The following is a 24,678-nucleotide window of genomic DNA, read 5'->3' as shown; positions in this document are numbered from 1 at the left end:
TGGGTCTCAACGGGGCGATGGGGTCATGGCGGAGGCGTCGGCCCCGCCGCCGAGGGCGCGGTAGAGCGCCACCAGGTTCTGCGCGCGCTGGCTCTGCAGCTGCACGAGGGACTGCCGGGCCGCGAACAGCGAGCGCTGCGCGTCCAGGCGGTCCAGCGCGCTGGCGACGCCGGCCGCGTAGCGCTGCTCGGCCGCGGCGAGGCGGCGCGTCTCGGCGTCCGCCTGGGCGGCCAGCGCGGCGCGCTGTTCGGCCAGCGTGGCGCGGCCGGCGAGGCCGTCGGCCACCTCGCGGAAGGCGGTCTGGATGGCCTTCTCGTACAGGGCCAGCGCGATGTCGCGCGCCGCCCGCGCACCGGCGAGGTTGGCGCGGTTGCGGCCGGCGTCGAAGATGGGCTGCACCAGCGACGGCGCAAAGCTCCAGGCCGTGTGCCTGAACAGGCCCGACAGCTGGCTGCTGGCCGTGCCGAACTGGCCCGTCAGCGTGATGCGCGGCCAGAAGGCGGCGCGGGCCGCGTCGATGTCGGCGTCCGCGGCGGCCAGCGTGAACTCGGCCTGGCGGATGTCGGGCCGGCGCGTCAGCACGTCGCTGGGCAGGCCGGCGGGCAGTTCCGCCAGCGGTTCGAAATCGGCGAGGTCGCCGCTGGGCGCGGGCAGGTCGGCGGGCAGCGGGCCGCCGAGCAGCAGGGCCAGTGCGTTCTCGTCCAGCGTGCGCTGGCGCTGGGCCTGGGCCAGCGCGGCGCGCGCGGTCTGCAGCGAGGACTCGGCCGAGCGCAGGTCCAGCTCGTTGGCGACGCCGCCGTCGAAGCGCTGGCGCGTCAGGTCCAGGGACTGTTCCCGCGTCGCCACCGTGTCGCGCGTGAGCTTCAGCAGCGCCTCGTCGGCCTGCAGCGCGATCTCGGCATTGGCCACGCCGGCGACCAGCGCCGTGCGCACGGCCTGCTGGTTGGCCTGGGCCGCCAGCAGCTGGGCCGCGGCCGCGGCGCTCAGGCCGCGCAGGCGGCCGAACAGGTCCAGCTCGTAGGCCGACACCTGCAGGCCGGCCGTGTAGAGGCTGTTGATGCCGCCGGCCGCCGTCGGCGTGCGCGAGCCGCTGATGCCGGCGCTGACGGTGGGCCAGAGGTCGGCGTCGCGCGCGCCGGCCGTGGCGCGCGCGGCCTCGATGTTGAGGGCGGCGACGCGCAGGTCGCGGTTGTTGGCCAGGGCCAGCGGGATGAGGCGCTGCAGCCTCTCGCCCTTGAAGGCCAGGGCCCAGGGCAGCTCGGCGGCGGCCGTGCCGGCACCGCCGGCCTGCGGGAAGGCCGCGGGCACGGCCGCGGCGGCGGCCTCGGGCGCGCTGGGGCGCCCGGGCTCGGGGCCGGCGCAGGCCGCGAGCAGCGCGGCGGCGGCGAGCAGGGTCGGCGCGGCCTTCATGCCTGGCCTCCCGAGGCCTCTTCGGCCTCGTGGGCGTCGCGCCGCCGCTGGCGTTCGCTGCCGGGGAAGAAGCGGCGCACGGCGACGAAGAACACCGGCACGAAGAACACCGCCAGCAGCGTCGCCGACAGCATGCCGCCCATCACGCCGGTGCCGATGGCGCGCTGGCTGGCCGAGCCGGCGCCGCTGGCCAGCACCAGCGGCAGCACGCCAAGGATGAAGGCCAGCGAGGTCATGATGATGGGGCGGAAGCGCAGATGGGCCGCCTCGCGCACCGCGTCGAAGACGCTGCGGCCACGGGCCTGCAGCTCCTTGGCGAACTCGATGATGAGCACGGCGTTCTTGGCCGACAGGCCGATGATGGTGATCATGCCGACCTTGAAGTAGACGTCGTTCTCCAGCCCGCGGAAGGTGGCGCCCAGCACGACGCCGAGCACGCCCAGCGGCACGACGAGCAGCACGGACAGCGGGATGCTCCAGCTCTCGTAGAGCGCGGCCAGGCACAGGAAGACCGCCAGCAGCGAGAAGCCGAACAGGATGAAGGCCGTGGAGCCGGAGAGCTTTTCCTCGCGCGACTGGCCGGTCCACTCGTAGCCGAAGCCCTCGGGCAGCTGGGCCGCGAGCTTCTCCATCTCGGCCATGGCCGTGCCGGTGGACACGCCCTTGGCCGGCTCGCCGAGGATGCGCATGGCCGGGTAGCCGTTGTAGCGCACGGTCTGCATCGCGCCGGTGATCCACTTGCTGGTGGCGAAGGCGGACAGCGGCACCGGCTGGCCGGTGGCGTTCAGCACATGGAGCCTGAGCAGGTCCTCGGGCTGCATGCGGGCCGGGGCGTCGGCCTGCACGATGACGCGCTGCAGCCGGCCGGCGTTGGGGAAGTCGTTGACGTAGGTCGAGCCCAGCGAGGTGCCCAGCACCGCGTTGACGGCGCCGATGTTCAGCCCCAGGGCCTGGGCGCGGTCGCGGTCGATGTCGAGCTGCAGCTGGGCGGCGTCTTCCAGGCCGTCGGGGCGCACGGCCGTCAGCAGCGGGTTCTTGGCGGCGGCGGCCAGCAGCTGGTTGCGCGCGGCCAGCAGTTCGGCGCGCGTGTGGCCGCTGCGGTCCTGCAGGCGGAAGGCGAAGCCGTTGGCTCGGCCCAGGTCGCGGATGGGCGGCGGGCTGACCGGGAAGATGATGGCGTCGCGGATCTTGCCAAGCGCCGGAAAGGCGCGCGCCACCAGGCCCTGCGCGGAATGCGCGGTGCCGTGGCGCTCGTCCCAGGGCTTGAGCGTGATGAAGCCCAGGCCGGCGTTCTGGCCCGAGCCCGAGAAGCTGAAGCCGATGACGCTGACCATGCTCTCGACCTCGGGCTGCGCGAGCATGTAGGCCTCGGTCTGCTTCATGACCTCCAGCGTGCGCTGCTGCGTGGCGCCCGGCGGCAGCTGCACGTTGACGAGGATGTTGCCCTGGTCCTCGTTCGGCACGAAGGAGGTGGGCAGCTTCTGGAACACCAGCACGTCGGCGCCGATGACGGCCGCGTAGACGACGGCCATGCGGCCGGCGCGGCGGATGAACTTCGCGACCCAGCCCTCGTAGCCCTTGGCCGTGCGCGCGAAGCCGCGGTTGAAGCGGCCGAAGAAGCCACCCTTCTCGATGTGGTGGCCGGCCTCGACGGGCTTGAGCAGCGTGGCGCACAGGGCCGGCGTCAGCGACAGGGCCAGGAAGGCCGAGAACGCTATTGCCGAGACCATCACCGCCGAGAACTGGCGGTAGATGTTGCCGATGGCGCCCGAGAAGAAGGCCAGCGGCACGAACACCGAGATCAGCACCACGGTCACGCCGACGATGGCGCCCGAGATCTGGCCCATGGCCTTGCGCGTGGCCTTGAGCGGCGACAGGCCCTCCTCGCTCATCACGCGCTCGACGTTCTCGACGACGACGATGGCGTCGTCCACGACGATGCCGATGACCAGCACCATGCCGAACATCGTCAGCACATTGATCGAGAAGCCCAGCGCCAGCAGCGTCGCGAAGCTGCCCAGCAGCGCGATGGGCACGACCAGCGTCGGGATGATGGTGTAGCGGATGTTCTGCAGGAACAGGAACATCACGAGGAAGACGAGGGCCACGGCCTCCACCAGCGTCTCGACGACCTGGGTGATGGAGATGTCGATGAACAGCGAGCTGTCGTAGGGGATGTCGGCCTTCACGCCGGCCGGGAAGTAGGGCGCGAGCTGCTTGAGGCGCTGCTTGATGAGCTTGGCCGTCTGCAGCGCGTTGGCCGACGGCGCCAGTTGCACGCCGACGCCGACCGACGGCTTGCCGTTCAGCCGCGTGGAGCGGCCGGTGTAGTTGTCGGAGCCCAGCTCGACGCGGGCCACGTCGCGCAGCCGCACCGTGGAGCCGTCGGCGTTGGCGCGCAGCACGATGTTGCCGAACTGCGCGGCGCTGGCGAGCTGGCCGCGCACGACGACCGTAGCCGCGATGGGCTGGCCGGGCACATTGGGCAGGTCGCCGATGGAGCCGGAGCTGACCTGGGCGTTCTGCGCCGCGATGGCCGCGTTCACGTCGGCCGGCTGCAGCCTGTAGCCGACCAGCTTGGCCGGGTCCAGCCAGATGCGCATCGCGCGCTCGGTGCCGAACAGCAGGCCCTGGCCGACGCCGGGCACGCGCTGGATCTCGGGCAGCACGGTGCGCGAGGCGTAGTCGCCCAGCGCGATCGGGTCGAAGTCAGCGTTGCTGCTCGACATGATGATGAAGAGCAGGAAGTTGGGGTTGGCCTTGTCGATGCGCACGCCCTGCTGGATGACGACCTGCGGCAGGCGCGGCTGGGCGCGGGCGTAGCGGTTCTGCACGTCCACCTGGGCCAGGTCGGGGCTGGTGGCCGGGTCGAAGCTCAGCGTGATCGAGCCGGTGCCGTCGGCCTGTGCCACGGCCTCCATGTAGATGAGGCCGGGCGAGCCGTTCATCTCGCGTTCGATGACGCTGATGACCGAGTCCTCCAGCGTCTGCGCGGACGCGCCGGGGTAGCTGACCGACAGCACGATGGACGGCGGCGCCACCGGTGGGTATTGGGAGATCGGCAGCTGCGTGACCGCAACGATGCCGATGACCGTGATGAAGAGGGCGATGACCCAGGCAAAGATGGGCCGGTTGATGAAGAACTGCGCCATGTCGGTTCTGCCCCTCAGCGCGAGGCCGCCGAAGCAGGCGCCGCCGCGGCCCACGGCACGGGCCGCGCCTTGCCGCCGGCCCTGGTCTTCTGCAGGCCGTCGACGACGACCTTCTCGCCCGCCTTCAGGCCTGCCAGCACCAGGGCCTTGCCGTCCTGGGCCGGGCCCAGCCTGACCGGCCGCGCGCTGACGCTGCCGTCGTCGGCCACGACGAGCACGCTCTCGCCCGTCGCACCCCGGGCCACGGCCTGCTGGGGCAGCCAGACGGCGTCGTCCACCTCGGCCTGGGCGAGGCGCACGCGCACATACAGGCCCGGCAACAGCAGGCCCTTGGGGTTGGGCAGCTCGGCGCGCAGCGTGATCTGGCCGGTGCCGGGGTCCACGCTCAGGTCCGAGAACAGCAGCTTGCCCGGCTGGGCGTAGACGCTACCGTCCTCCAGCAGCAGCTGCACCTTGGCGGCGTCCTTGCCGGCGCCCTGCAGCCTGCCGTCGGCCAGGGCCTGGCGCAGCCGCATGACCTCGGCGGCCGACTGCGTGAAGTTGACGTAGAGCCTGTCGATCTGCTGCACCAGCGCCAGCGGCGTGGCCTCGCCCTGGCCCACCAGCGCGCCTTCGGTCACCAGCGCGCGGCCGATGCGGCCGGCGATGGGCGATGTGACGCTGGCATGGCCGAGGTTGATCTGCGCCGTCTGCACGGCGGCCTTGCCGGCGGCCACGTCGGCCTTGGCCTGGGCGGCGGCGGCCTGGGCGTTCAGCGCCTCCTGCTGGCTGACGGCCTGGGTCCTGGCCAGCGGCGCATAGCGGTCCGCCAGCCCTTCAGCCTGCAGCAGATTGGCCTCGGCGCGGGCGAGCTGGGCCTGGGCGCCGGCCAGCGCCGCGCGGTAGGGCGCCGCGTCGATCTCGAACAGGGCCTGGCCGGCCTTGACGTCGCTGCCCTCGGTGAAGAGGCGCTTGTTCAGGATGCCGGCGGCACGCGCGCGCACCTGGGCGACGCGGTAGGCCTCCAGCCGGCCCGGCAGCTCGGTGGACAGGTCGGCGCGGGCCGGCGCAACGGTGACGACGCCCACCTCGGGCGGCGGCGGTGCGGCGGCGGCCGTCTGGCCGTTGGACCGGCTGCAGCCGCCCAGCAGGCTGCCCAGCCCCGCACCCAGGATGACCACCGTGCCCAGGCGGGCGCTGCTACCCCATGCCAACTTCATCTTCGCGACCCTGTTCGACCGTTCTTGGAGGCTCGCCCCGGGCCGCCGTGGCGCCTGGAGCAAAACCAGCGACTGTAGCGATGCAAGCGCTGTCACGCGGGTGAAGCAAGGCATGGCCTCGCCTGCTCAAGGTCTCGGCCGGGGTTCAGGCGGTCAGGGCGGCCAGGCGTGCCCGCCGGACGGCGCGGCCGATCTCCGGCCCCTGGGCGCCGCGCGCGATCGCCGCGGCGCTGGCGGCGGCGAGGTCGACGGCCTGCGTGGCGGCCAGGTCGGCGAGCAGGCATTCGCGCTGCGGATAGGGTCGGTCCTCCAGGCCCAGCCGGCCGCGGGCGTCGCATTCGCAGGCCCACAGCAGTTCGGCAAAGCGCTCGGGGCGGCGCCAGGCGTCGCAGCGCTCCATCAGCCGCAGCCGGGCCTCGGCGCCGAAGCCGCCGCTCTGGTGCACATGGGTGTGCTCGCGGGCGACCAGGGCGGCCAGCTCGCGGCAGTCGGCCGGCACCTTCCAGCGTGCGCTGACGCGGGCCGCCAGCTTCTCGCTGCGGGCCTCGTGGGCGATATGGCGCGGCAGCTCGGCCTTGGGCGTCGTGCCCTTGCCGAGGTCGTGGCAGAGGCAGGCATAGCGCACGGTCAGCGGCGCGCCCTGCCGCGCGCACTGGTCCAGCACCATCAGCAGATGGAGGCCGGTGTCGACCTCGGGGTGGTGGGCCTCGGGCTGGGGCACGCCGAACAGGGCCTCGACCTCCGGCAGCAGCCGGGCCAACGCGCCGGCCTCGCGCAGCACGTCGAGCATGCGCGAGGGCCTGGCCTCCATCAGCCCGCGGGACAGCTCCTGCCAGACGCGCTCGGGCACCAGCGCATCCACCTCGCCGGCGGCGACCATCGCGCGCATCAGCGCGACGGTCTCGGGGGCGACCGTGAAGTCCGCGAAGCGCGCGGCGAAGCGCGCCAGCCGCAGGATGCGCACCGGGTCTTCGGCGAAGGCGGGCGAGACATGGCGCAGCACCTTGCCCTGCAGGTCGCGCCGGCCGCCGTGGGGGTCGACGACATGGCCGGCGGCGTCCTCGGCCATCGCGTTGATGGTCAGGTCGCGGCGGGCGAGGTCCTGCTCCAGCGTGACGTCGGGCGCCGTGTGGAAGGCGAAGCCGTGGTAGCCCGCCGCGGTCTTGCGCTCGGTGCGGGCGAGGGCCACTTCCTCGTGGGTCTCGGGGTGCAGGAAGACCGGGAAGTCCTTGCCGACGGGCTGGTAGCCGGCGTCGAGCAGGGCCTGCGGCGATGCGCCGACGACGACCCAATCGCGGTCCTGCACCGGCAGGCCGAGCAAGCGGTCGCGCACGGCGCCGCCGACGAGATAGGTCTGGAAGCGAGGCATGGCGGGATTCTGCTTGCCGGCAGCGCGGCGCCAACCTATCTGCGCTCCGGCGGCAGTCCTCCCAGCGCGGCGACCAGCTGCGCGTGAGCCTCCAAATCCACCGGCCTCAGCTTGGGCTCGGCCCTCGCCGGGTAGTTGCCGAGATGGTTTCCGCCCTTCCAGTTGCGCGCCGGCCGCACCGGCCGCGGCACGAAGCCGCCGCCGCAGTTGGGGCAGACGTTGCCCAGCAGGCCCTCGGCGCAGCGCGCGCAGAAGGTGCATTCGAAGCTGCAGATGCGGGCTTCGAGGGCGTCGGGTGCGAGCGTCGCCGCGCAGTGCTCGCAGCAGGGCCTGAGCTCCAGCATGTCAGTTATCCATTCCGCGTTCGCGGCACCCGCGACGCATGAAGCCGTGTATTCCGGGCCGAGCGCCGGGCCGCTCCCGAGCCGGCCCGCCTGAGGCTGATTGCGGCTTAACGCCGCAAACGGCCTCGTCCCCGCGGGGGACCGACCGGGCTCGCCCGCGTTCAGCGCGGCGAGACCGGGCAAGGGGCAGTTTCACTTCAGCGCGCCTTGCGGTAGGGCTCGTCCTCGGCGACGAAGTCCTGCTCGCGCATCGCGTCGGCCACCCAGTCCTCGACGGCGGGGTGGGCCAGCAGCGCGTCGCGATAAGCCGCCGCGGCCTCGGACAGCGGCAGGCCGAAGCGGCTCAGCCGCACGGCCACCGGCGCGAAATAGGCGTCCGCCGCGCCGAAGGCGCCGAACAGGAAGGGCCCGCCGCTGTTGCCGAGGGCGTCGCTCCAGGCCTCGTCCAGCCGCGCGACGTCGGCGCGCAGCGCGGCGTCCTCGGCCCAGAGCCGGCGGCCGATGTCGGGGAAGAAGACCTCGATGTTCATCGGGCAGACCGTGCGCAGCCGCGTGAAGCCGGCGTGCATCTCGGCGCACAGGCTGCGCGCGCGGGCGCGGGCCTGGACGTCGCGCGGCCAGACGGCGTGCTCGGGGTGGCGGTCGGCGACGTACTCGGCGATGGCCAGCGTCTCCCAGACCGCGAAGCCGTCGGCTTCGACGAGGACGGGCACGCGCCGGGTCGGGCTCACGCCGGCGATGACCCGGTGCCACTCCGAGCCCGCGCTGAAGTCGAAGCGCAGCCTGACCTCCTCGAAGGGGATGCCGAGGGCCGCCAGCAGCACGCCGCTGCGCATGGACCAGGACGAGTAGTTCTTGTTGCCGATATAGAGCTTCATGGGGCCTTCCGTGATGGTGCCGCGCAGCTTAGGCGGCGGTGCGCCGGTCGGGGATGAGCAATCCGCAAGGGATTGATGTCAGGGCGCTGACGCCGCGGCGGCCGGAGGCACGTCGGCCAGGCCGGCCTCGCGGGCGCCGGCCGGGCCGACGCTCGCGCCCAGGCGCTCGCGCAGCGAGGTCAGCGGCAGCCCGAGGATCTGCGCATAGACCGCACCGCCCAGCAGCACCTTGCGGACGTAGTCGCGCGTCTCGTTGAAGGGGATGTTCTCGGCCCAGACGGCGGCGTCGATGACGGGGCCGTCGCGCCAGCGCGCGGGCCGGTTGGGGCCGGCGTTGTAGGCCGCGGCGGCCAGGGCCTGGGCGCCGTCGAAGCGGTCCAGCACCAGCTTCAGATAGCTGGTGCCGATGCGCAGGTTGAAGTCGCGGTCGTGCATCAGCTCGGGGCTGTAGGCCAGGCCGACCTTCCTGGCCGTCCATTTGGCCGTGGCCGGCATGACCTGCATCAGCCCGGCCGCGCCGACATGGGAGCGCGCATCCAGCACGAAGCGCGATTCCTGGCGGACCAGTCCGTAGACATAGGCCGGGTCGATGCCGCTGGCCTGGGCCTCGCGCATCAGCTCGGCGCGGTGGGGCGTCGGGTAGCGCTGGGCGATGTCGATCTCGGCCCGGGTGCGCTCGCTGGTGTTGATGCAGCGGTCCCAGACCTCGCGGTCGCAGGCCTCCTGGGCCGCGGCCAGCAGCGCGCGGTCGCCCATGCCGCGCAGCGAGAAGTTCCATTCGCGCACGCCCTCGCTGCGCAGGCCCAGCGCGATCAGCTGCAGCGCACGCGCCAGGCCGGGCTGGCTGCGCGCGGCGCGGCGCTCGTCGGCCGTCAGCGGCGCCGGGGCGGCGGGCAGCGGCGTGGCCAGGCCGAGCTCTTCGGCGGCCAGGCGGCCGAAGTAGTTCAGCGGCGCCGTCGCGAGTGCGGCAAGCTGGGCGCGGGCGCCGGCGGCGTCGCCCAGCAGCCGCGTGGCGCGCGCCTTCCAGTAGGCCCAGGCCGCCTCGCGCTGCTCGCTGGCGCCCAGGCGCTCGATGGCGCGCAGCGCCGCGGCCGGCTGGCCGGCGCGCAGTGCGGCGCGGGCGTTCCAGGCCAGTGCGTCGTCGCTCCAGGCCAGCTCGGGTGCGAGCCTGGCGGCGCGCTCGAAGGCGGCCAGGGCGTCGTCCTGCAGGCGCAGCGCCGACTGGCGCCCGATCTGCACCCACACCCAGGCCTGCAGGTCCTTGGGCAGCCGGCTCCACTTGTCCTGCAGCAGGTCGCCGGCCTGGCCGGGGTCGTTGGCGGCCACGCGGGCCAGGGCCAGAGCCGTCAGCTCGGCCTCGGGGCGCGGGCCGCTGCGGGCCTTGCGGGACAGGTAGCGGCCGGCGTTGTCCTGCAGCTCGGCGAGCTGCTGGTCCAGCGGCCTGGCGGCCAGCAGGGCCACGGCCTGGCGCGCGGCGCGCGGGCGGCCCTGCTCGGTGGCCTGGCGGGCCTTGGCCCACAGCGTGTCGGGCTTGAAGCGGCCGGCATCGACCATCGCGCTGGCCAACTGCTGGCAGCCGTCGTCGCCGTCTTTCTGCGCCATCCAGGCGGCCTGCGCGGCGTCGGTGGCGATCCTGTTGCCGCTGGCGTGATCGGCCAGCAGTGCATAGCAGGCCACCTCGCGGTCGTCGCGCATCTGGTAGCCCGCATGGTCACGCCGCAAGCCCGCCCAGTCGCGGCGCCGGCCCAGCTCCAGCAGCCAGTCGTTGCGCAGCCTGTCCTCGACATAGCTGCCGGCGTGGCGCGTGTAGAAGCCGTCCAGGTCCGGCTGGCGCAGCTCGCTCAGGCGGGCGTTGAGGTCGAAATACTCGACCCAGCCGGCCAGCGGGTGGTTCTGCGCGCGGGCCGCGTCGACGAGGTCGGTCAGGCGCCTGCGGTCGCGCTTGGCCCAGGCCTCGCGGGCCTGCACGGCGAGGTCGGCGTCCGGGTCCGGGGCTGTGGGTGCGGCCTGGGCGCCGAGAGCCGCTGCCGTCAGCAGCGCCAGCGTCGCGCGCGCCATGTCTTTGAAAACTTTCCCGTCCATTCGACTCATCCCTGCTAGGCCCGTGACTGCACCCGCCAGAGGGCAATTTAACCCAGGGGCGCGGCCCGCGCCGGCTGCTGCGATGAGTTCCAATGCGCCCAGCCCCGACGACCGCTGCGCCGATGACCTCTGCCGCCCCCACCGACCGTTCCGAACTGCGCCGCAGCCTGCTGGCCGCGCGCCGCGCCTTTGCGGCCACGCCGGCCTTCCGGGCGGCCGAGCATGCGCTGCGCGAGGCGCTGGCACCGCTGCTGGAACAACTGGAGCCCGAGCTGCTGGGCGTCTACTGGCCGCTGGCGGGCGAGTTCGACCCCGGCGCCTTGCGCTGTCCACGCGCCCTGCCGTTCGCACGCCGCGATCCGGCGCAGATGCAGTTCCGCCGCTGGGACGGCGCCGCGCCCACCGCGCAGGACGAATGCGGCATCGCGGCGTCGACCGGCACCGTCGCCGTGCCCGACGTCGTCCTCGTGCCCTGCGTGGGCTTCACGCGCGAGGGCTTCCGCCTCGGCTATGGCGGCGGCTATTTCGACCGCTGGCTGGCCGAGCACCCCGGCGTGACGACCATCGGCCTGGCCTGGTCGGGTGCCGAGACCCATTTCTCCGTCGAGGCCCACGATCACGCGCTGACCTTGATCCTCACCGAACGCGAACTGATCGCCCCTGACTGAAAAGGACATTCATGCACGACGGCATGACCCTGATCTCCACGCTGGCCGCCGCCTTCGGCCTGGCCCTGGTGTTGGGGCTGCTCGCGCAGTGGGCGCGGCTGCCGGCGCTGGTGGGCTATCTGCTGGCCGGCGTGCTGATCGGGCCGCACACGCCGGGCTTCGTCGGCGATGTGCACCTGGCCCAGCAGCTGTCGGAGGTCGGCGTCATGCTGCTGATGTTCGGCGTGGGCCTGCACTTCTCGGTGCACGACCTCGTGTCGGTCAAGGGCATCGCCCTGCCCGGGGCGCTGGTGCAGATGACGGCGGCCACGGCGATGGGTGCCGCACTGGCGCATGGGGGGTGGGGCTGGGACCTGGCCGCGTCCCTGGTGTTCGGCCTGGCGCTGTCGGTGGCGAGCACGGTCGTGCTGCTGCGCGCGCTGGAGTCGCGCGAGCTGCTGCACACGGGCAATGGCCGCATTGCCGTGGGCTGGCTGGTGGTCGAAGACCTGGCCATGGTGCTGGCCCTGGTGCTGATGCCGGTGCTGGGCGGCAAGGGGCAGACCGGCGGCAATCTGGCGCTGACCATCGTCACGACGCTGCTGGCCGTCGCGGCCTTCGTGGCCGTCATGCTGATCGCCGGCCGGCGCCTGCTGCCCTGGCTGCTGTGGCAGGTCAACCGCACGGGCTCGCGCGAGCTGTTCACGCTGGCCACCGTGGCCGCCGCCGTCGGCCTGGCCGTGGGCGCGGCGGCGCTGTTCGGCGTCAGCGTCGCGCTCGGCGCCTTCTTTGCCGGCCTGGTGCTGCGGGAGTCGGCCTTCAGCGAGCGCGCGGCCCACGAGAGCCTGCCGCTGCGCGACGCCTTCGCGGTGCTGTTCTTCGTCGCCGTCGGCATGCTGTTCGACCCACGCGTGCTCATCGACGAGCCGCTGGCCGTGCTGGCCACGGTGGCCGTCATCCTCGTGGGCAAGACCTTGGCCGCCGGCGTGCTGGTGCTGCTGCTGCGCTACCCGCTGAGCACCGCGCTGACGGTGGCGGTCAGCCTCGCGCAGATCGGCGAGTTCAGCTTCATCCTGCTCGGCCTGGGCCAAAGCCTCAAGCTCGTGCCGGCCGACGCGACCAGCCTGGTCGTGGCCGGCGCCATCGTGTCCATCGCGCTGAATCCGCTGCTGTTCTCGGGCGTCGAGCCGCTGCGGCGCTGGGTGCTGAAGCGCTCGGCCTGGGCGCGCAGGCTCGAGGCGCGCGACGACCCGCTGGCCGAACTGCCGGCCGACACGCCGGCAGGCGCGCTGGCCGGCCAGATCGTGATCGTCGGCCATGGCGCGCTCGGCACGGCACTGCGCGAGCAGCTCGGCGGCCGGCCCGTCGTCGTCGTCGACCGCGATCGCGAAGTCATCGAGGCGCTGCGCACCGCCGGCGAGGCCGCCGTGCTCGGCGATGCGGGCGAGGCGATGACGCTGGTGCAGGCCCACATCGCCCAGGCCGCCTGGCTGGTCGTCGCGCTGGCCGACGTGCGCGGCGTGCCGGCGCTGCTGGCCCTGGCGCGCCAGCTCAACCCGGGGCTGCGCTGCGCGGTGCTGGCGCATACCGACGAAGAGCAGCAGTGGCTGCGCGACGCTGGTGTCAGCCATGTGCTGCGCTCGCAGCAGGCGTTGGCGGAGGCATTGGCGCGGGTGGTGATGGCTTGACAGCCGCTGCGCGAGAGGCGCGCTGAAGCGGCAGAGCGGCCAGTTGTTGCCTGCCACGCCGCTCAACCGCAGCAGCAGGCCCAGACCGGCGGCGGTGCGTGTGATCCAGGTGTCACGTCCAGCCGGCTCGGTGGCGTGCCAGGGAAAGGTCAGCGTGTCCACGACATACCGCACCGGGTCCACGCTGCCGCCGAGCAGTAGCAGGCCGGCGCCAGCATCCTCCAGCGCATCGAAGGCTTCGCCGTAGGCCCAGTCGCGGCCGGCGGCGATGAGGCAGACGACGGCGCCGGCCATGCACAGCGCGCAGAGCAGGTATTCAGTGACCGAGTAGTCGGGCCAGTCGCGCCTTGGCATCGCGCGGGTCCGGCAGGGTCAGACGCCGGCCAGTTGGTCGCGCGTGAGGGCGGCCTGCTCGCGCACCCAGTCGGCGAACTGCTTCACCTCGGGCCGGCGCGCCGCGTTCGACCCCGTGATGAGCCAGTAGCTGAAAGGGCTGCCCAGCCGCCCGGCCTTGCCGAAGGGTTCGACGAGTTCGCCGCTCTGCAGCTGTTCGCGCACCATCGGCAGCCGTGCCAGCGCCACGCCCTGGCCGGCCAGCGCGGCCTGGATCTGCTGGTAGGTGAAGTTGAAATACATCCAGCGCAGCGGCTCCAGCTCCGGCTGCCCCTGGGCGGTCAGCCAGCGCCGCCAGCTCAGATAGGTGGCGCTGGGGCGCGGGTCGTCTTCCTCGGTCAGCGCGTGGGCGGCGAGGTCGGGCGGACGGCGCAGCGGCGGCAGCCGGCCGCTCTGCGTGCTCTCGGCATACCAGGGGCTGATCACGGGCGACACGGTCTCCTCGAACATCAGCTCGGCCGGCATGCCGAGTTCGCCGGCCGAGGCATAGCGCAGCGCCAGGTCGTGCTCGCCGTCGTCGAGGTCGGCGATGCGGTCCAGCGCCGACACGCGGATGTCGATGTCGGGGAAATGCTTCTGGAACTGGCACAGCCGCGGGATCAGCCACAGCGACGCGAAGGAGGCGAAGGTCGTCACGTTGACGACGCTGCGGCCGCGCGAGCGGCGGATCTGGCGCACGGTCTGGTCCAGCCGCGACAGCACGGCCACGGCGGTGGGCAGCAACTGGGCGCCGTCGCCGGACAGCTCGACCTTGCGCGTGCCGCGCAGGAAGAGGGTGCAGCCGATCTCTTCCTCCAGGGCCTGGATCTGCCGGCTGATCGCGGACTGCGTCAGGCTCAGTTCCTCGGCCGCGGCGCGGAAGCTCAGCAGCCGGGCCACGGCCTCGAAGGCGCGTAGCGGGCCGATCGAAAGCGGCCTCTGCCGCATGGGCTGATTCATGAGCGGATGGTATCAATCCCTGCGGCGGAGTCATTGGACCGCCCTGGGCAGTCTACGCAGAATCCCGGATATCAACCCAGGAGAGACATCATGAGCGATGCGCAATCCACATGGCATCTGGACGGCGGCCGGGCGATGACGCTGGCCGGCAGCGGCGAGGCGCGCCGGCTGGCGGTGGCGCGCGGCCGGGTCTGGCTGACGCTGTCCGGCACGGCCGAGGCGCCGGCCGAGGACCAGTGGCTGGAGGCCGGCGAGGCCCTGGCCCTGGCACCCGGCCAGACGGCGGTGCTGGAAGGCTGGCCGGCCGCGGATTTCCAGCTGCTGCTGCCGCCGGTTTCAGCCGCGGCCGGCCGCGGTCTTCTTGGCCGCCGTTTTTTTGGCGGCTGACTTCTTCGCCGCCGGCTTTGCGGCCTTGGCGTTCGCGGCGCGCAGCGCGGCCTCCAGGGCCAGCCGCGCCCAGGGCAGCATCAGCGGCGGCGACTCCAGCGCTTCCTCCGGCGGGCGGTAGTAGCTCATCACCATGCGCTCGCCGTCCTTGGTCGTGTAGGTGAAGGGCAGGCAGCCGGCGGCGGCGAAGCGCTCGCGCGTCGCGTCGTCGGCCTTCAGGAACAGCTGGCCGTCGTCGATCAGGGCCATGAAGAGGCCGTCCAGATAGACGCCGCGGCCCCCGAACATCGCGCGGGTGCGCACGGGGCCCAGGGGCGACAGCAGCTCGACGCAGAGTTCGGTGAAGGCATCCATGGCGGCCACTGTAAGCTCGCGCGCCATGGATGCGAACGACCGCGCCGCCATCCGGCACAAGCTGATCGAACAACGCCTGGCCCTGCCCGACCGCCTCGCGCTCGCCGCCGAACTGCAGGAGGTGCTGCGCGTGTGGCTGCTGCGGCGCCGGGAGCTGACGATAGGCGCCTACTGGCCCATCAAGGGCGAATTTGACCCGCTGCCCGCGCTCTACCGCTGGAGCGAGGACGCCCCCGACGGCCAGCAGCGCCGCATCGGCCTGCCCGTCGTCGACAAGGTCCACGGCACGCTGCGCTTCCATGTCTGGCACCCCGGCTGCCCGATGGAGGAGGACGCCTTCCACATCCCCAAGCCCAAGGGCACCGAGGCGTTCCGGCCGCAGCTGATGCTGGTGCCCTGCCTGGGCTATGGCCCCTGCGGGCTGCGCCTGGGCTATGGCGGCGGCTTCATGGACAAGACGCTGGCCGAGATGCAGCCCCGTCCCGCCGCCGTCGGCATCGGCTATGCGCACGGCTTCCTGCCGCTGCTCAAGCCCGGCCCGCTGGACGTGGCGCTGGATGCGATGCTGACCGAGGAGGGGGTGGTCTGGGATCGTGAGGGGTGACTAGTCCACTGCGTCGGGGAAATGACACCCCCGTGAGGCCCCAAGCCGGCCCAATCAAGGCGCGAGGCGCAGCCGGGGTCAACCCCGGCAAGTCCGAGCAACGCCGAGTGGGCCGGCTTGGGGCCTCACCCTGCGGGCCGGGGCGTCTGGGCAGGCATGCGGCGTTGCTCGTCGTTGTGGGTCCCGACCCACTGCCTCCTCGCGCCTTGCCTGTCTGCCCAGACGCCCCGGCGGGGGTGCCATTTCCCCGACGCAGTGGACTAGAGCGCGCAGGCCCCCGCCGGGCTCGGCACGCTGGTTTGCCGGCCGGTAAAGCGCGGCGCCTCGGGCCGGCTCAGGTCGAAGTGGCTGAGCTGGTCGCTGCGCTGGTTGCAGACATAGAGGTGCTGGCCCACGCGGCAGGCGCTGCGCGGGTAGCTGCCGTGCACCCAGTGATGGTCCAGCAGGCGCGGTGCCGCGGGCCGGGCGAGCGCCAGCACGGCCAGGCTGTCGTGCAGACGGTTCAGCGCATAGAGATGCCGGCCGTCGGGCGCGACGATCAGGTCGGACGCATAGCTGGTGCCCGCGAAGCCGGCCGGCAGCACCGAGATCTCGCCGCGCAGCCGCGGCCCGTCTTCCGTGAGCTCGACCGTGGACAGCGTGGACGACTCCTCCTGCAGCACATAGACCCAGCGCGGGTCCTCGGCGTGGAAGGCGAAGTGCCGCGGGCCGGAGCCGGGGCTCAGCGCCAGTTCGCGCGCGGCCGCCTGCGGCGTGCCGGCCGCGAGCGGCCACGCGAGCAGGCGGTCGCTGCCCAGGTCGGTGCCGAGCAGCCAGCGGCCGTCGGGGCTGGCCTGGATCATGTGGGCATGCGGTGCGTCGTGGCCGCTGCGGGCCTGGCTGCCGGGCGGCCCGCTCGGCGCCTGCTGCGGGCCGGGGCCGCGGTCGGTGCCGCCGCAGCCGGGCCAGCTCTCGGCGGGGCCGAGGCGGCCGTCGTCCAGCAGCGGCAGCGCCGCGAAGCGGGCGTCGCCATAGTGCGCGGCCCAGAGGCGGCCCGCCGCGAGGCTCAGGTGCACGGGGCCCTGGCCGCCGCTGGGCTGGCGCTGCAGCAGCCGCAGCGCGCCGGTGCCGTCCGGGGCATAGACGGCGATGTGGTCGCCGCCCTCCTCGGCGGCATAGACGCGCTGGCCGCCGGCCACCAGCCAGCTCGGGCTGTTGGCATTCGGCGTCAGGCCCAGCGGCCTGAGACTGCCGTCGGCCGCGATGGCAAAGCCGTAGAGGCCCTGCCCGAGCGGCGCATAGCTGCCGACGTGCAGGAAGCGGGGCGGCAGGGGCGGGGCGGCGGTGGCGGGCATCAGGGCGGCGGCGCAGAGGCCGAGCAGGTGGCGGCGCTGCATGCGTCAGGCGAAGTGCGTCGTGATCGCGTCGACGACGCGGTCGTCCTCGTCGACGACGGCCATCCAGGCCCATTTGTCGAAGGTCGTGCAGGGGTGGGACGGGCCCAGCGCGACGCGCTCGCCGACGGCCGGGCCAGCGGTTTCGGCCGGATCCCAGCACAGATAGGCATGCTGGTCGTTCAGGCCCGTCACGCGCCAGCCCGCCGGCGCGGCGCGCCGCACGCCATCGCGCAGATGCCAGACCGGCAGCGGCCAGCCCTGGTCGAAGGACACGTCGCGCCGGCCGGCGTTCAGCAGGGCCAGGCCCGGTTCTGGGCAGGACAGCACCTGGGTCCACACCTCCAGCGCCGGCTGCAGGCTGGGCTGCCCCAGCGGCGTGCCCAGGCGCTCGTCCATCGCGCGCAGGTAGCGGCCGTAATGCTCCCGGTCGTGGCAGACATAGCAGCCCGAGCGCAGCAGGCCGATCCGGCCGGGCCTGCCGGCCAGCACCGGCGCGACGAGGTCGAACAGCGCCGAGCCGCCGCCGCTGAGCCACAGCGGCCGGGCGTCGGCGTCGATCAGGCCCTTGGCCTCGATGTCGGCCAGCAGGGCCTCGATGCGGGCCTGCCATTGCTGCATCAGTGCGCGGTCGGTCTCGCTCCGGCCGCTGGCCTGCAGGCCCTCGTAGAAGCCGACGCCGCGCAGCCGCAGCGCCGGGTGGGCCTTGAGCGCGCGCGCCAGCGCCAGCGCCGGCGCATGCTCGCGCAGGCCGCAGCGCGAGCTGCCCAGCTCGATCAGCACGTCGACGCGGGCCTCGCCGCGGCCGAGCCCTGCCCAGTGGCCGGCGATCAGGTCGAGCTGGGCCTGCGAGTCGACGAAGAAGGCCAGCTCCAGGCCGGCGTGGCGGCGCCGCAGTTCGAGCAGCTCCGCCAGCTCGGCCGCGGCAATGACCTGGTTGGCGATCAGCGCCCGCCGCGCGCCCGCGCCCAGGCCCAGGCGCAGCTGGTGCACGTTGGCGAAGCTCAGGCCCCAGGCGCCGGCGGCCAGCTGGCGCTGGAACAGCTGCGGGCTCATCGTCGTCTTGCCGTGCGGCGCGAGCTGCACGCCGCGCGTGGCCGCGAAGTCCTGCATCCAGGCGATGTTGTGGGCCAGCGCCTGCCGGCGCACGACGGCCAGCGGCATGGGCAGCTCGGCGCCGCGCAGCGTCCAGCCGCGCCGGGCGACATCGGCCAGCGGCAGCGGCGGCTGCGTGGCCGGGAAGCCTTTCAGCCAGGGCCCCAGCCAGCCGGGGCGTGGGGTGTCGTCGTCGTGATCCATGCGGGCATCATCGCCTGGCAGGCGGCCGATGCCGAGCGCCGCTGGCCGCGCATGGCCCCCATGATCGTGACGATGATGGCGGTGGCGCCGTCGCTGAAGGCTTGGAGGCGGGCCTTGTTCGTTCGAACGAGTCTAGACTTTCGCCCCTCGCCCGCCCTCCCGGACCGACCCTTGCGACGCCTGCTGCTGCCCCTGTTGTTTGCCGGTTCGGCGGCCGTTGCCCAGGTTCCTTCGCTGACGCTGGAGCAACTGCCGCGCCCGACCATGCCGCCCGGCGAGCGCGGGCCGGTCGTGCCGGCTCAGGTGGAGCGTTGGCGGCTGGAGGCCAAGGCGCTGGAGTATGGCGACGGCGTCAGGCGCGACGAGGTGGCCGCGGCCAAGCTCTATTGCCGCGCGGCGCGCTACGGCGACGCCGAGGCCCAGTACAGCCTGGGCTGGATGCTGACGAATGCGCGCGGCATCCAGCGCAACGACGCCGAGGCCGCCCATATGTTCGCCGCCGCCGCCGAGCAGGGCATGGCCCAGGCGCAGAACATGCTGGACACGCTGGGCGGCACGCCGCTGGGTGACCCGCCGCCCTGCCTGCGCCCGCCCGAGGCCGACCCCGTCGCCGTGGCACCCGTGCCGCCGCGCGGTGCCCGGCCGGTCTCGCGGTGGGCCGCGCTGCCGCTGCCGGCCAACGCGCCGCCGGCCATCGTGAACTACGTGAAGCTGGTGGCGCCCGAATACCAGCTCGCGCCGGCCCTGGTGCTGGCCGTGATGGCCCAGGAGTCCAACTTCGACCCGCTGGCCGAGTCGCCCAAGAAGGCCCAGGGCCTGATGCAGCTGCTGCCCGAGACGGGCGCCCGCTTCAACGTGCTGCGGCTGCGCGACCCGTCGCAGAACATCCGCGGCGGCATGGCCTATCTGCGCTGGCTGCTGGCCTATTTCGAGGGCGACGTGCAGCTCGCGCTGGCCGCCTACAACGCCGGCGAGAAGGCCGTGGACCGCTACCTGGGCGTGCCGCCCTATGCCGAGACGCGGCTCTATGTGCGCAGGATCATGGCCGCCACCGGTGGCCAGCGCCTGCACCCCTTCGACGCCCGCGTGACGGAGGCGTCGCCGATGCTGCAGCGGGTGAGGGCGGCGATGCAGGCGATCCAGGCGCGCTGACCGATCACATGCTGCGGCGGTACTGCCCGCCCACCTCGAACAGCGCGGCGGTGATCTGGCCCAGCGAGCAGACGCGCACGGCGTCCATCAGCACCTCGAACACATTGCGGTTTTCGATGACGGCCTGCTGAAGCCGGGCCAGCATGGCCGGGGCCTCGGTCGCGTGGCGGGCGTGGAAGTCCGCCAGGCGCGTCAGCTGCGACTGCTTCTCCTCGTCCGTCGAGCGCGCCAGCTCGATGTGTTCCAGCACCGTCTCGCCATGCGGGTTGCGGAAGGTGTTCACGCCGATGATGGGGTACTCGCCGGTGTGCTTCAGCATCTCGTAGTGCATCGACTCTTCCTGGATGCGGCCGCGCTGGTAGCCGGTTTCCATCGCGCCGAGCACGCCGCCGCGTTCGCTGATGCGCTCGAACTCGCGCAGCACGGCCTCTTCGACCAGCTCGGTCAGCTCGTCGATGATGAAGGCGCCCTGCGACGGGTTCTCGTTCTTGGCCAGGCCCCACTCGCGGTTGATGATGAGCTGGATGGCCATCGCGCGGCGCACGCTGTCCTCGGTCGGCGTCGTGATCGCCTCGTCGAAGGCGTTGGTGTGCAGCGAGTTGCAGTTGTCGTAGATGGCGATCAGCGCCTGCAGCGTGGTGCGGATGTCGTTGAAGGCGATCTCCTGCGCATGCAGGCTGCGGCCCGAGGTCTGCACGTGGTACTTCAGCTTCTGCGAGCGCTCGTTCGCGCCGTAGCGGTCGCGCATCGCGACGGCCCAGATGCGGCGCGCGACGCGGCCCAGCACGGTGTACTCGGGGTCCATGCCGTTGCTGAAGAAGAACGACAGATTGGGCGCGAAGTCGTCGATGTGCATGCCGCGCGCGAGATAGGCCTCGACGAAGGTGAAGCCGTTGGACAGCGTCAGCGCGAGCTGGCTGATCGGATTCGCGCCGGCCTCGGCGATGTGATAGCCCGAGATGCTGACCGAGTAGAAGTTGCGCACGTTGTGGTGCACGAAGAACTCGGCGATGTCGCCCATGACCTTGAGGCTGAACTCGGTCGAGAAGATGCAGGTGTTCTGGCCCTGGTCTTCCTTCAGGATGTCGGCCTGCACGGTGCCGCGCACATTGGCCAGCACCCAGTCCCTGATCTTGGCGGCCTCGTCCAGCGTCGGTTCGCGGCCGTTGTCGGTCTTGAACTTCGCGAGGTTCTGGTCGACGGCCGTGTTCATGAACATGGCCAGGATCGATGGTGCCGGGCCGTTGATCGTCATCGACACCGACGTGCTCGGGCTGCACAGATCGAAGCCGTCGTAGAGCACCTTCATGTCGTCCAGCGTCGCGATGCTGACGCCGGAGTTGCCGACCTTGCCGTAGATGTCGGGCCGCGGCGCGGGGTCGGCGCCGTAGAGCGTGACCGAGTCGAAGGCCGTGGACAGGCGCTTGGCGGGCATGCCCTCGCTGACGAGCTTGAAGCGGCGGTTGGTGCGGAAGGCGTCGCCTTCGCCGGCGAACATGCGGGTCGGGTCCTCGCCCTCGCGCTTGAAGGCGAACACGCCGGCCGCGTAGGGGAAGCTGCCGGGCACGTTCTCCAGCATCAGCCACTTCAGCAGCTCGCCGTGGCATTCGTAGCCGGGCAGCACGACCTTGCGGATCTTGGTGCCCGACAGGCTCTGCGTGACGAGGGCCGTGCGGATCTCCTTGTCGCGGATCTTCACGACGTACTCGTCGCCGGCATAGGCCTTGACCATGTCGGGCCATTGCGCGAGCAGCTGGCGGGCGTCGCCGTCGAGCCTGGCGCGGCGCTGCTCGGCGAGGTCGCCCAGCGCGGTGCGGGCGCCGTTCTTGTCGGGGTTGGCGGCCTCCAGCATCGCGCGGCTGGCTTCGAGCTGCTGGATCTCGCGGGCCAGCGCGGCCTGGCGGCGGGCGCGGGCCTTGTAGCTGCGCACGGTGTCGCTGATGTCGGCCAGGTAGCGCACGCGGGCGGCCGGCACGATGGGCGTCTGGTGGGTGCTGTGGCGGGTGCCGACCAGCGGCAGGCGGCCTTCGGTCAGGCGCAGGCCCAGGTCGCCGAGGCGGGCCTTGAGCGCCTGGTAGAGCGCCGTCACGCCGTCGTCGTTGAAGCGGCTGGCCATGGTGCCGAACACGGGCATCGCGTCGGGCGAGGTGTTGAAGGCCTCGCGGTTGCGCTGCACCTGCTTTGACACATCGCGCAGCGCGTCCAGCGAGCCCTTGCGGTCGAATTTGTTGATGGCGACGAACTCGGCGAAGTCCAGCATGTCGATCTTCTCGAGCTGGCTGGCGGCACCGAACTCGGGCGTCATCACGTACATCGGCACGTCGACGAGAGGCACGATGGCCGCGTCGCCCTGGCCGATGCCGGAGGTCTCGACGATGACGAGGTCGAAGCCGGCGACCTTGGCCGCGGCGATGACGTCGGGCAGGGCGGGAGAAATCTCGCTGCCGAAGTCGCGCGTGGCCAGCGAGCGCATGAAGACGCGCGCGCTCTGGCTCCAGGGGCTGATCGCGTTCATGCGGATGCGGTCGCCGAGCAGCGCGCCGCCGCTCTTGCGGCGCGACGGGTCGATGGAGATCAGCGCGACGCGCAACTGGTCGCCCTGGTCCAGGCGCAGGCGGCGGATCAGCTCGTCGGTCAGGCTGGACTTGCCGGCGCCGCCGGTGCCGGTGATGCCGAGCACGGGCGTCTTGATGCCCTTGGCCTGCTCGCGCAGTGCGTCCACCAGCGCCGCGTCGGCCTTTTCGTTCTCGAGCGCCGTCAGCAGCTGGGCCAGCGCGCGCCAGGCGGCTTCCGAGTGGCCGGTGATGGCGGCCAGGCTCTGCGGCGCGTAGACGCTGAAGTCCTGGTCGGCCTTCATGACCATCTCGCCGATCATGCCTTGCAGGCCCATGCGCTGGCCGTCCTCGGGGCTGAAGATGCGCACGCCGTGCTCGGCCAGCTCGCGGATCTCGGCCGGCACGATGACGCCGCCGCCGCCGCCGAAGACCTGGATGTGCGCGCCGCCGCGCTCCTTGAGCAGCTGCACCATGTACTTGAAGTATTCGACGTGCCCGCCCTGGTAGGACGAGATGGCGATGCCCTGGGCATCCTCCTGCAGCGCCGCGGTGACGACCTCGTCCACCGAGCGGTTGTGCCCGAGGTGGATGACCTCGGCGCCCATGCCCTGCAGGATGCGCCGCATGATGTTGATGGCGGCGTCATGCCCGTCGAACAGGCTGGCGGCGGTGACGAAACGGACCTTGTGGGTCGGGCGGTACTCGGCCAGCGCCCCGGCGCCGCTGGACCGCTCCGAGGCGACGGAGCCCCCTCGGGGGGCAGCGCCGCCACCGGCGGTGCGTGGGGGCCGAGTGACTTCGGCGGCGAGATCGGTCATGGCTTGTCTCCTTGCTGGGGCGCGATTTTAGGCGGCCAATTGACGTTAACGTCAATTAGCCGTTCGCGACACCGGCCTAGACAGCATGAGCCGGCTGGACCTGCCCCAGAAACGCCTTGATCAGCAGCGACTGGCTGCGGTCGCGCAGGCAGTACAGGTATTCGACGATCTGCGGCAGCGTCTCGGTGAAGGGCAGGGCCACCAGGTCGGGGTGGAAGCCGGCCTCGTGGCGGGCGAAGACGCTGATCCCCATGCCGCGCAGCACGGCCTCGCGGATGGCCTCGCGGCCGGCGATCTCCAGCCAGCGCCGCGGCTGCACGCCGGCCTCGGTGAGCGCCTCCTCGGTCAGGCGCCGCGTGATCGAGCCGCGCTCGCGCACGATCAGGTCCTGGCCCTGCAGTGCGGCCAGGCTCACCGCGGCCTGGCTGGCCAGCGGATGGCTGCGCGGCAGCAGCAGGGACAGCGGGTCCTGGCCCAGCACCTGGCAGTGCAGGCGCTTGTCGGTTTCGAGGTTGGACGAGGTCGCCACGTCGACGCGGAACTCCAGCAGCGCATCCACCATCTGGCGCGAGTTGCCGGTGCTCATCGCCACGTCCACCAGCGGGAAGGCCTGGCCGAAGCGCTGCAGCAGGCCCAGCACGTAATAGGGCGAGGTGGCCCCGACGCGCAGATTGCCGCGCAGCCCCTCGCCCGCCTGGCGCAGCTCGAACTCGACATTGATCTCCTGCTGCAGCAGGCGGTCCACCGCCGGCAGCAGGCGCACGCCCTCGTCGCTGAGCCACAGCCGGCCGCCCTGGCGGCGGAACAGCTCGATGCCGTAGTGCTCCTCCAGTGCGCGGATCTGCGACGTGACGGTGGGCTGGCTCAGGCCCAGCTGGCGCGCGGCCTGCGTGACGCTGCCCAGCCGGGCCACGGTGAAGAAGGACTTGAGCTGCGTGACGAACATGGCCGCTGGCCGATCAGAACTTGGTGCGCAGCCCCAGCATCGTCGTGGTGACGGCGCTGGAGACGCCCGAGGGCGACATCGCGGCGACCATGCCGTCCTTCAGGCTGGTGTGCTGCAGGCTGGCGTACACGTCGGTGCGCTTGGACAGGCTGTAGTCGGCCAGCAGGGACAGTGTATGGGCCGTGCCGTCGCCGGCCGGCGTGGCGGCGCCGGTCTTGTCGGTCGTGCCGCTCTGCTTCTGGTCGTAGAAGCCGGCGTGCAGCGCGAGTTCCTTGGAGGCCTGGCAGCGGGCGCCCAGCCACCACACGCTGTTCTTGCGGCCGAAGCCGCCGGCGGCGTGGAAGTCGTTCTTGACCTCCACCCAGCCCAGGTAGCCGGTGACGTCGCCCAGCGTGTAGGTGCCGCCCAGGGTCAGGCCGCTGGCCTTGTTGCTGCCCGTGCCGTCCTTGGTCTGGTCGTAGGCGGCCTGAACATTGAAGCCCGCGGCGCCGTAGCCCAGGCGCGCGCCCAGGGTGCTGCCGGCCGAGGTGCTGCCGGCGACTTCGCCGAAGGCATAGAGCAGGCCCGCGGTGATGCCGTTCTGCTCATAGCTGTACTTGATGGAATTGTCGCGGCGGGCGTTGACCACCTGGTAATCGGCGAACTGCACGACGGGTGCGTCGCCGCTGTTGCCCAGCGGGCTGAAGTTGGCGAACTGCACCGGGTCGAGGTCGGCCTGCACGTCGTAGGAAAAGATGGTGTGGCGGCCCGCGGTGAGGCGCCCGAAGCTGCCGCTGACGCCGACGTCGGCCTTGCGCGAGAAGGCCAGCGACGCGCTCTTGTTGGCGCCGGTGTCCACGGCGAACTGGTTCTCGAGGTCGAACACCGCCTTCAGGCCGCCGCCCAGGTCCTCGCTGCCCTTGAAGCCGTAGCGGCTGCCCTGGATGCCGCCGGAGATCAGGCTGTTGCGGTGGCCGCCGGCCACGCCGTCGGTGGTCTGCAGCGCGGCGTCGATCAGGCCGTAGAGGGTCACCGACTGGGCCTGTGCGCCAGCGGTGGCGGCGAGGGCCAGGGCGGCCGGAATCAGAACGTGCTTGTTCATCGGAAAGA

19 protein-coding genes are annotated in these 24,678 nt (G+C 72.3%); 5 read left to right on the top strand and 14 right to left on the bottom strand.

Going from position 1 to position 24,678, the window contains the following annotated elements; all coding sequences use genetic code 11:
- Positions 1–6 precede the first annotated feature (6 nt).
- The 7 genes from NYP07_RS13530 to NYP07_RS13500 form a co-directional block, all read right to left on the bottom strand.
- Positions 7–1,410, bottom strand: coding sequence for an efflux transporter outer membrane subunit (locus tag NYP07_RS13530; protein ID WP_268151296.1), 1,404 nt, complete (start codon positions 1,408–1,410; stop codon positions 7–9).
- A complete protein-coding gene (locus NYP07_RS13525) occupies positions 1,407–4,562 on the bottom strand; it encodes an efflux RND transporter permease subunit (protein WP_268151294.1) in 3,156 nt (1,051 codons plus the stop codon). Before NYP07_RS13525 ends, NYP07_RS13530 begins: the two co-directional genes overlap by 4 nt.
- 14 nt (positions 4,563–4,576) lie before the next feature.
- Positions 4,577–5,761, bottom strand: a complete 1,185-nt coding sequence (locus NYP07_RS13520; protein WP_268151292.1) for an efflux RND transporter periplasmic adaptor subunit — start codon at positions 5,759–5,761, stop codon at positions 4,577–4,579.
- 145 nt (positions 5,762–5,906) lie between these two features.
- Complete coding sequence (locus tag NYP07_RS13515) at positions 5,907–7,130, bottom strand: multifunctional CCA addition/repair protein (protein ID WP_268151291.1); 1,224 nt, start codon at positions 7,128–7,130, stop codon at positions 5,907–5,909.
- A 35-nt stretch (positions 7,131–7,165) separates the two neighbouring features.
- Positions 7,166–7,474 (bottom strand): DUF1272 domain-containing protein, encoded by a 309-nt coding sequence (locus tag NYP07_RS13510; protein ID WP_268151289.1) that lies wholly within the window; start codon positions 7,472–7,474, stop codon positions 7,166–7,168.
- 197 nt (positions 7,475–7,671) lie between these two features.
- Positions 7,672–8,352 carry a glutathione S-transferase gene (locus NYP07_RS13505; RefSeq protein WP_268151287.1) on the bottom strand — a complete coding sequence of 227 codons (681 nt, stop codon included), beginning with the start codon at positions 8,350–8,352 and terminating at the stop codon, positions 7,672–7,674.
- Between the two features lie 78 nt (positions 8,353–8,430).
- On the bottom strand, positions 8,431–10,434 hold the full coding sequence (locus NYP07_RS13500; protein WP_268151285.1) for a lytic transglycosylase domain-containing protein: 2,004 nt from the start codon (positions 10,432–10,434) through the stop codon (positions 8,431–8,433).
- A gap of 122 nt (positions 10,435–10,556) precedes the next feature.
- On the opposite strand from NYP07_RS13500, the gene NYP07_RS13495 reads away from it, so the two are divergent.
- Positions 10,557–11,102, top strand: coding sequence for a 5-formyltetrahydrofolate cyclo-ligase (locus NYP07_RS13495; RefSeq protein WP_268151283.1), 546 nt, complete (start codon positions 10,557–10,559; stop codon positions 11,100–11,102).
- Between the two features lie 11 nt (positions 11,103–11,113).
- Positions 11,114–12,769, top strand: a complete 1,656-nt coding sequence (locus tag NYP07_RS13490) for a cation:proton antiporter (RefSeq protein ID WP_268151281.1) — start codon at positions 11,114–11,116, stop codon at positions 12,767–12,769.
- A 372-nt stretch (positions 12,770–13,141) separates the two neighbouring features.
- On the opposite strand, the gene NYP07_RS13485 is transcribed toward NYP07_RS13490, so the two are convergent.
- Positions 13,142–14,101: a LysR substrate-binding domain-containing protein gene (locus NYP07_RS13485; protein WP_268151279.1), complete on the bottom strand. Its 960-nt coding sequence runs from the start codon at positions 14,099–14,101 to the stop codon at positions 13,142–13,144.
- Positions 14,102–14,191: 90 nt separating this feature from the next.
- On the opposite strand from NYP07_RS13485, the gene NYP07_RS13480 reads away from it, so the two are divergent.
- Positions 14,192–14,488, top strand: a complete 297-nt coding sequence (locus NYP07_RS13480; RefSeq protein ID WP_268151277.1) for a DUF2917 domain-containing protein — start codon at positions 14,192–14,194, stop codon at positions 14,486–14,488.
- Here the strand turns inward: NYP07_RS13480 and NYP07_RS13475 are convergent.
- On the bottom strand, positions 14,438–14,842 hold the full coding sequence (locus NYP07_RS13475; RefSeq protein ID WP_268151275.1) for a TfoX/Sxy family protein: 405 nt from the start codon (positions 14,840–14,842) through the stop codon (positions 14,438–14,440). The two genes, NYP07_RS13480 and NYP07_RS13475, sit on opposite strands and share 51 nt — an antisense overlap.
- A 25-nt stretch (positions 14,843–14,867) precedes the next feature.
- Between NYP07_RS13475 and NYP07_RS13470 the strand changes: the two genes are divergently transcribed.
- Complete coding sequence (locus NYP07_RS13470; protein WP_268151273.1) at positions 14,868–15,446, top strand: 5-formyltetrahydrofolate cyclo-ligase; 579 nt, start codon at positions 14,868–14,870, stop codon at positions 15,444–15,446.
- A 260-nt stretch (positions 15,447–15,706) separates the two neighbouring features.
- Here NYP07_RS13470 and NYP07_RS13465 read toward each other — a convergent pair whose 3' ends face one another.
- Positions 15,707–16,822: a lactonase family protein gene (locus NYP07_RS13465; protein ID WP_268151271.1), complete on the bottom strand. Its 1,116-nt coding sequence runs from the start codon at positions 16,820–16,822 to the stop codon at positions 15,707–15,709.
- A gap of 3 nt (positions 16,823–16,825) precedes the next feature.
- The gene (locus tag NYP07_RS13460) at positions 16,826–18,118 is read right to left on the bottom strand and encodes an alanine racemase (RefSeq protein WP_268151269.1); all 1,293 of its coding nucleotides are present in this window, start codon (positions 18,116–18,118) and stop codon (positions 16,826–16,828) included.
- Between the two features lie 171 nt (positions 18,119–18,289).
- Between NYP07_RS13460 and NYP07_RS13455 the strand changes: the two genes are divergently transcribed.
- Complete coding sequence (locus tag NYP07_RS13455) at positions 18,290–19,270, top strand: lytic transglycosylase domain-containing protein (RefSeq protein WP_268151267.1); 981 nt, start codon at positions 18,290–18,292, stop codon at positions 19,268–19,270.
- 4 nt (positions 19,271–19,274) lie between these two features.
- Here NYP07_RS13455 and icmF read toward each other — a convergent pair whose 3' ends face one another.
- The 3 genes from icmF to NYP07_RS13440 form a co-directional block, all read right to left on the bottom strand.
- On the bottom strand, positions 19,275–22,643 hold the full coding sequence (gene icmF, locus NYP07_RS13450) for a fused isobutyryl-CoA mutase/GTPase IcmF (RefSeq protein WP_268151265.1): 3,369 nt from the start codon (positions 22,641–22,643) through the stop codon (positions 19,275–19,277).
- 76 nt (positions 22,644–22,719) lie between these two features.
- Complete coding sequence (locus NYP07_RS13445) at positions 22,720–23,589, bottom strand: LysR substrate-binding domain-containing protein (RefSeq protein ID WP_268151263.1); 870 nt, start codon at positions 23,587–23,589, stop codon at positions 22,720–22,722.
- Positions 23,590–23,602: 13 nt separating this feature from the next.
- Positions 23,603–24,670: a porin gene (locus NYP07_RS13440; protein WP_268151261.1), complete on the bottom strand. Its 1,068-nt coding sequence runs from the start codon at positions 24,668–24,670 to the stop codon at positions 23,603–23,605.
- Positions 24,671–24,678: the final 8 nt, after the last annotated feature.

It is taken from the genome of Pelomonas aquatica (assembly GCF_026712205.1).
In the GTDB taxonomy this organism is placed as follows: Bacteria; Pseudomonadota; Gammaproteobacteria; order Burkholderiales; family Burkholderiaceae_C; genus Pelomonas; species Pelomonas aquatica.
This window is presented reverse-complemented; position numbering and strand designations above follow the sequence as displayed.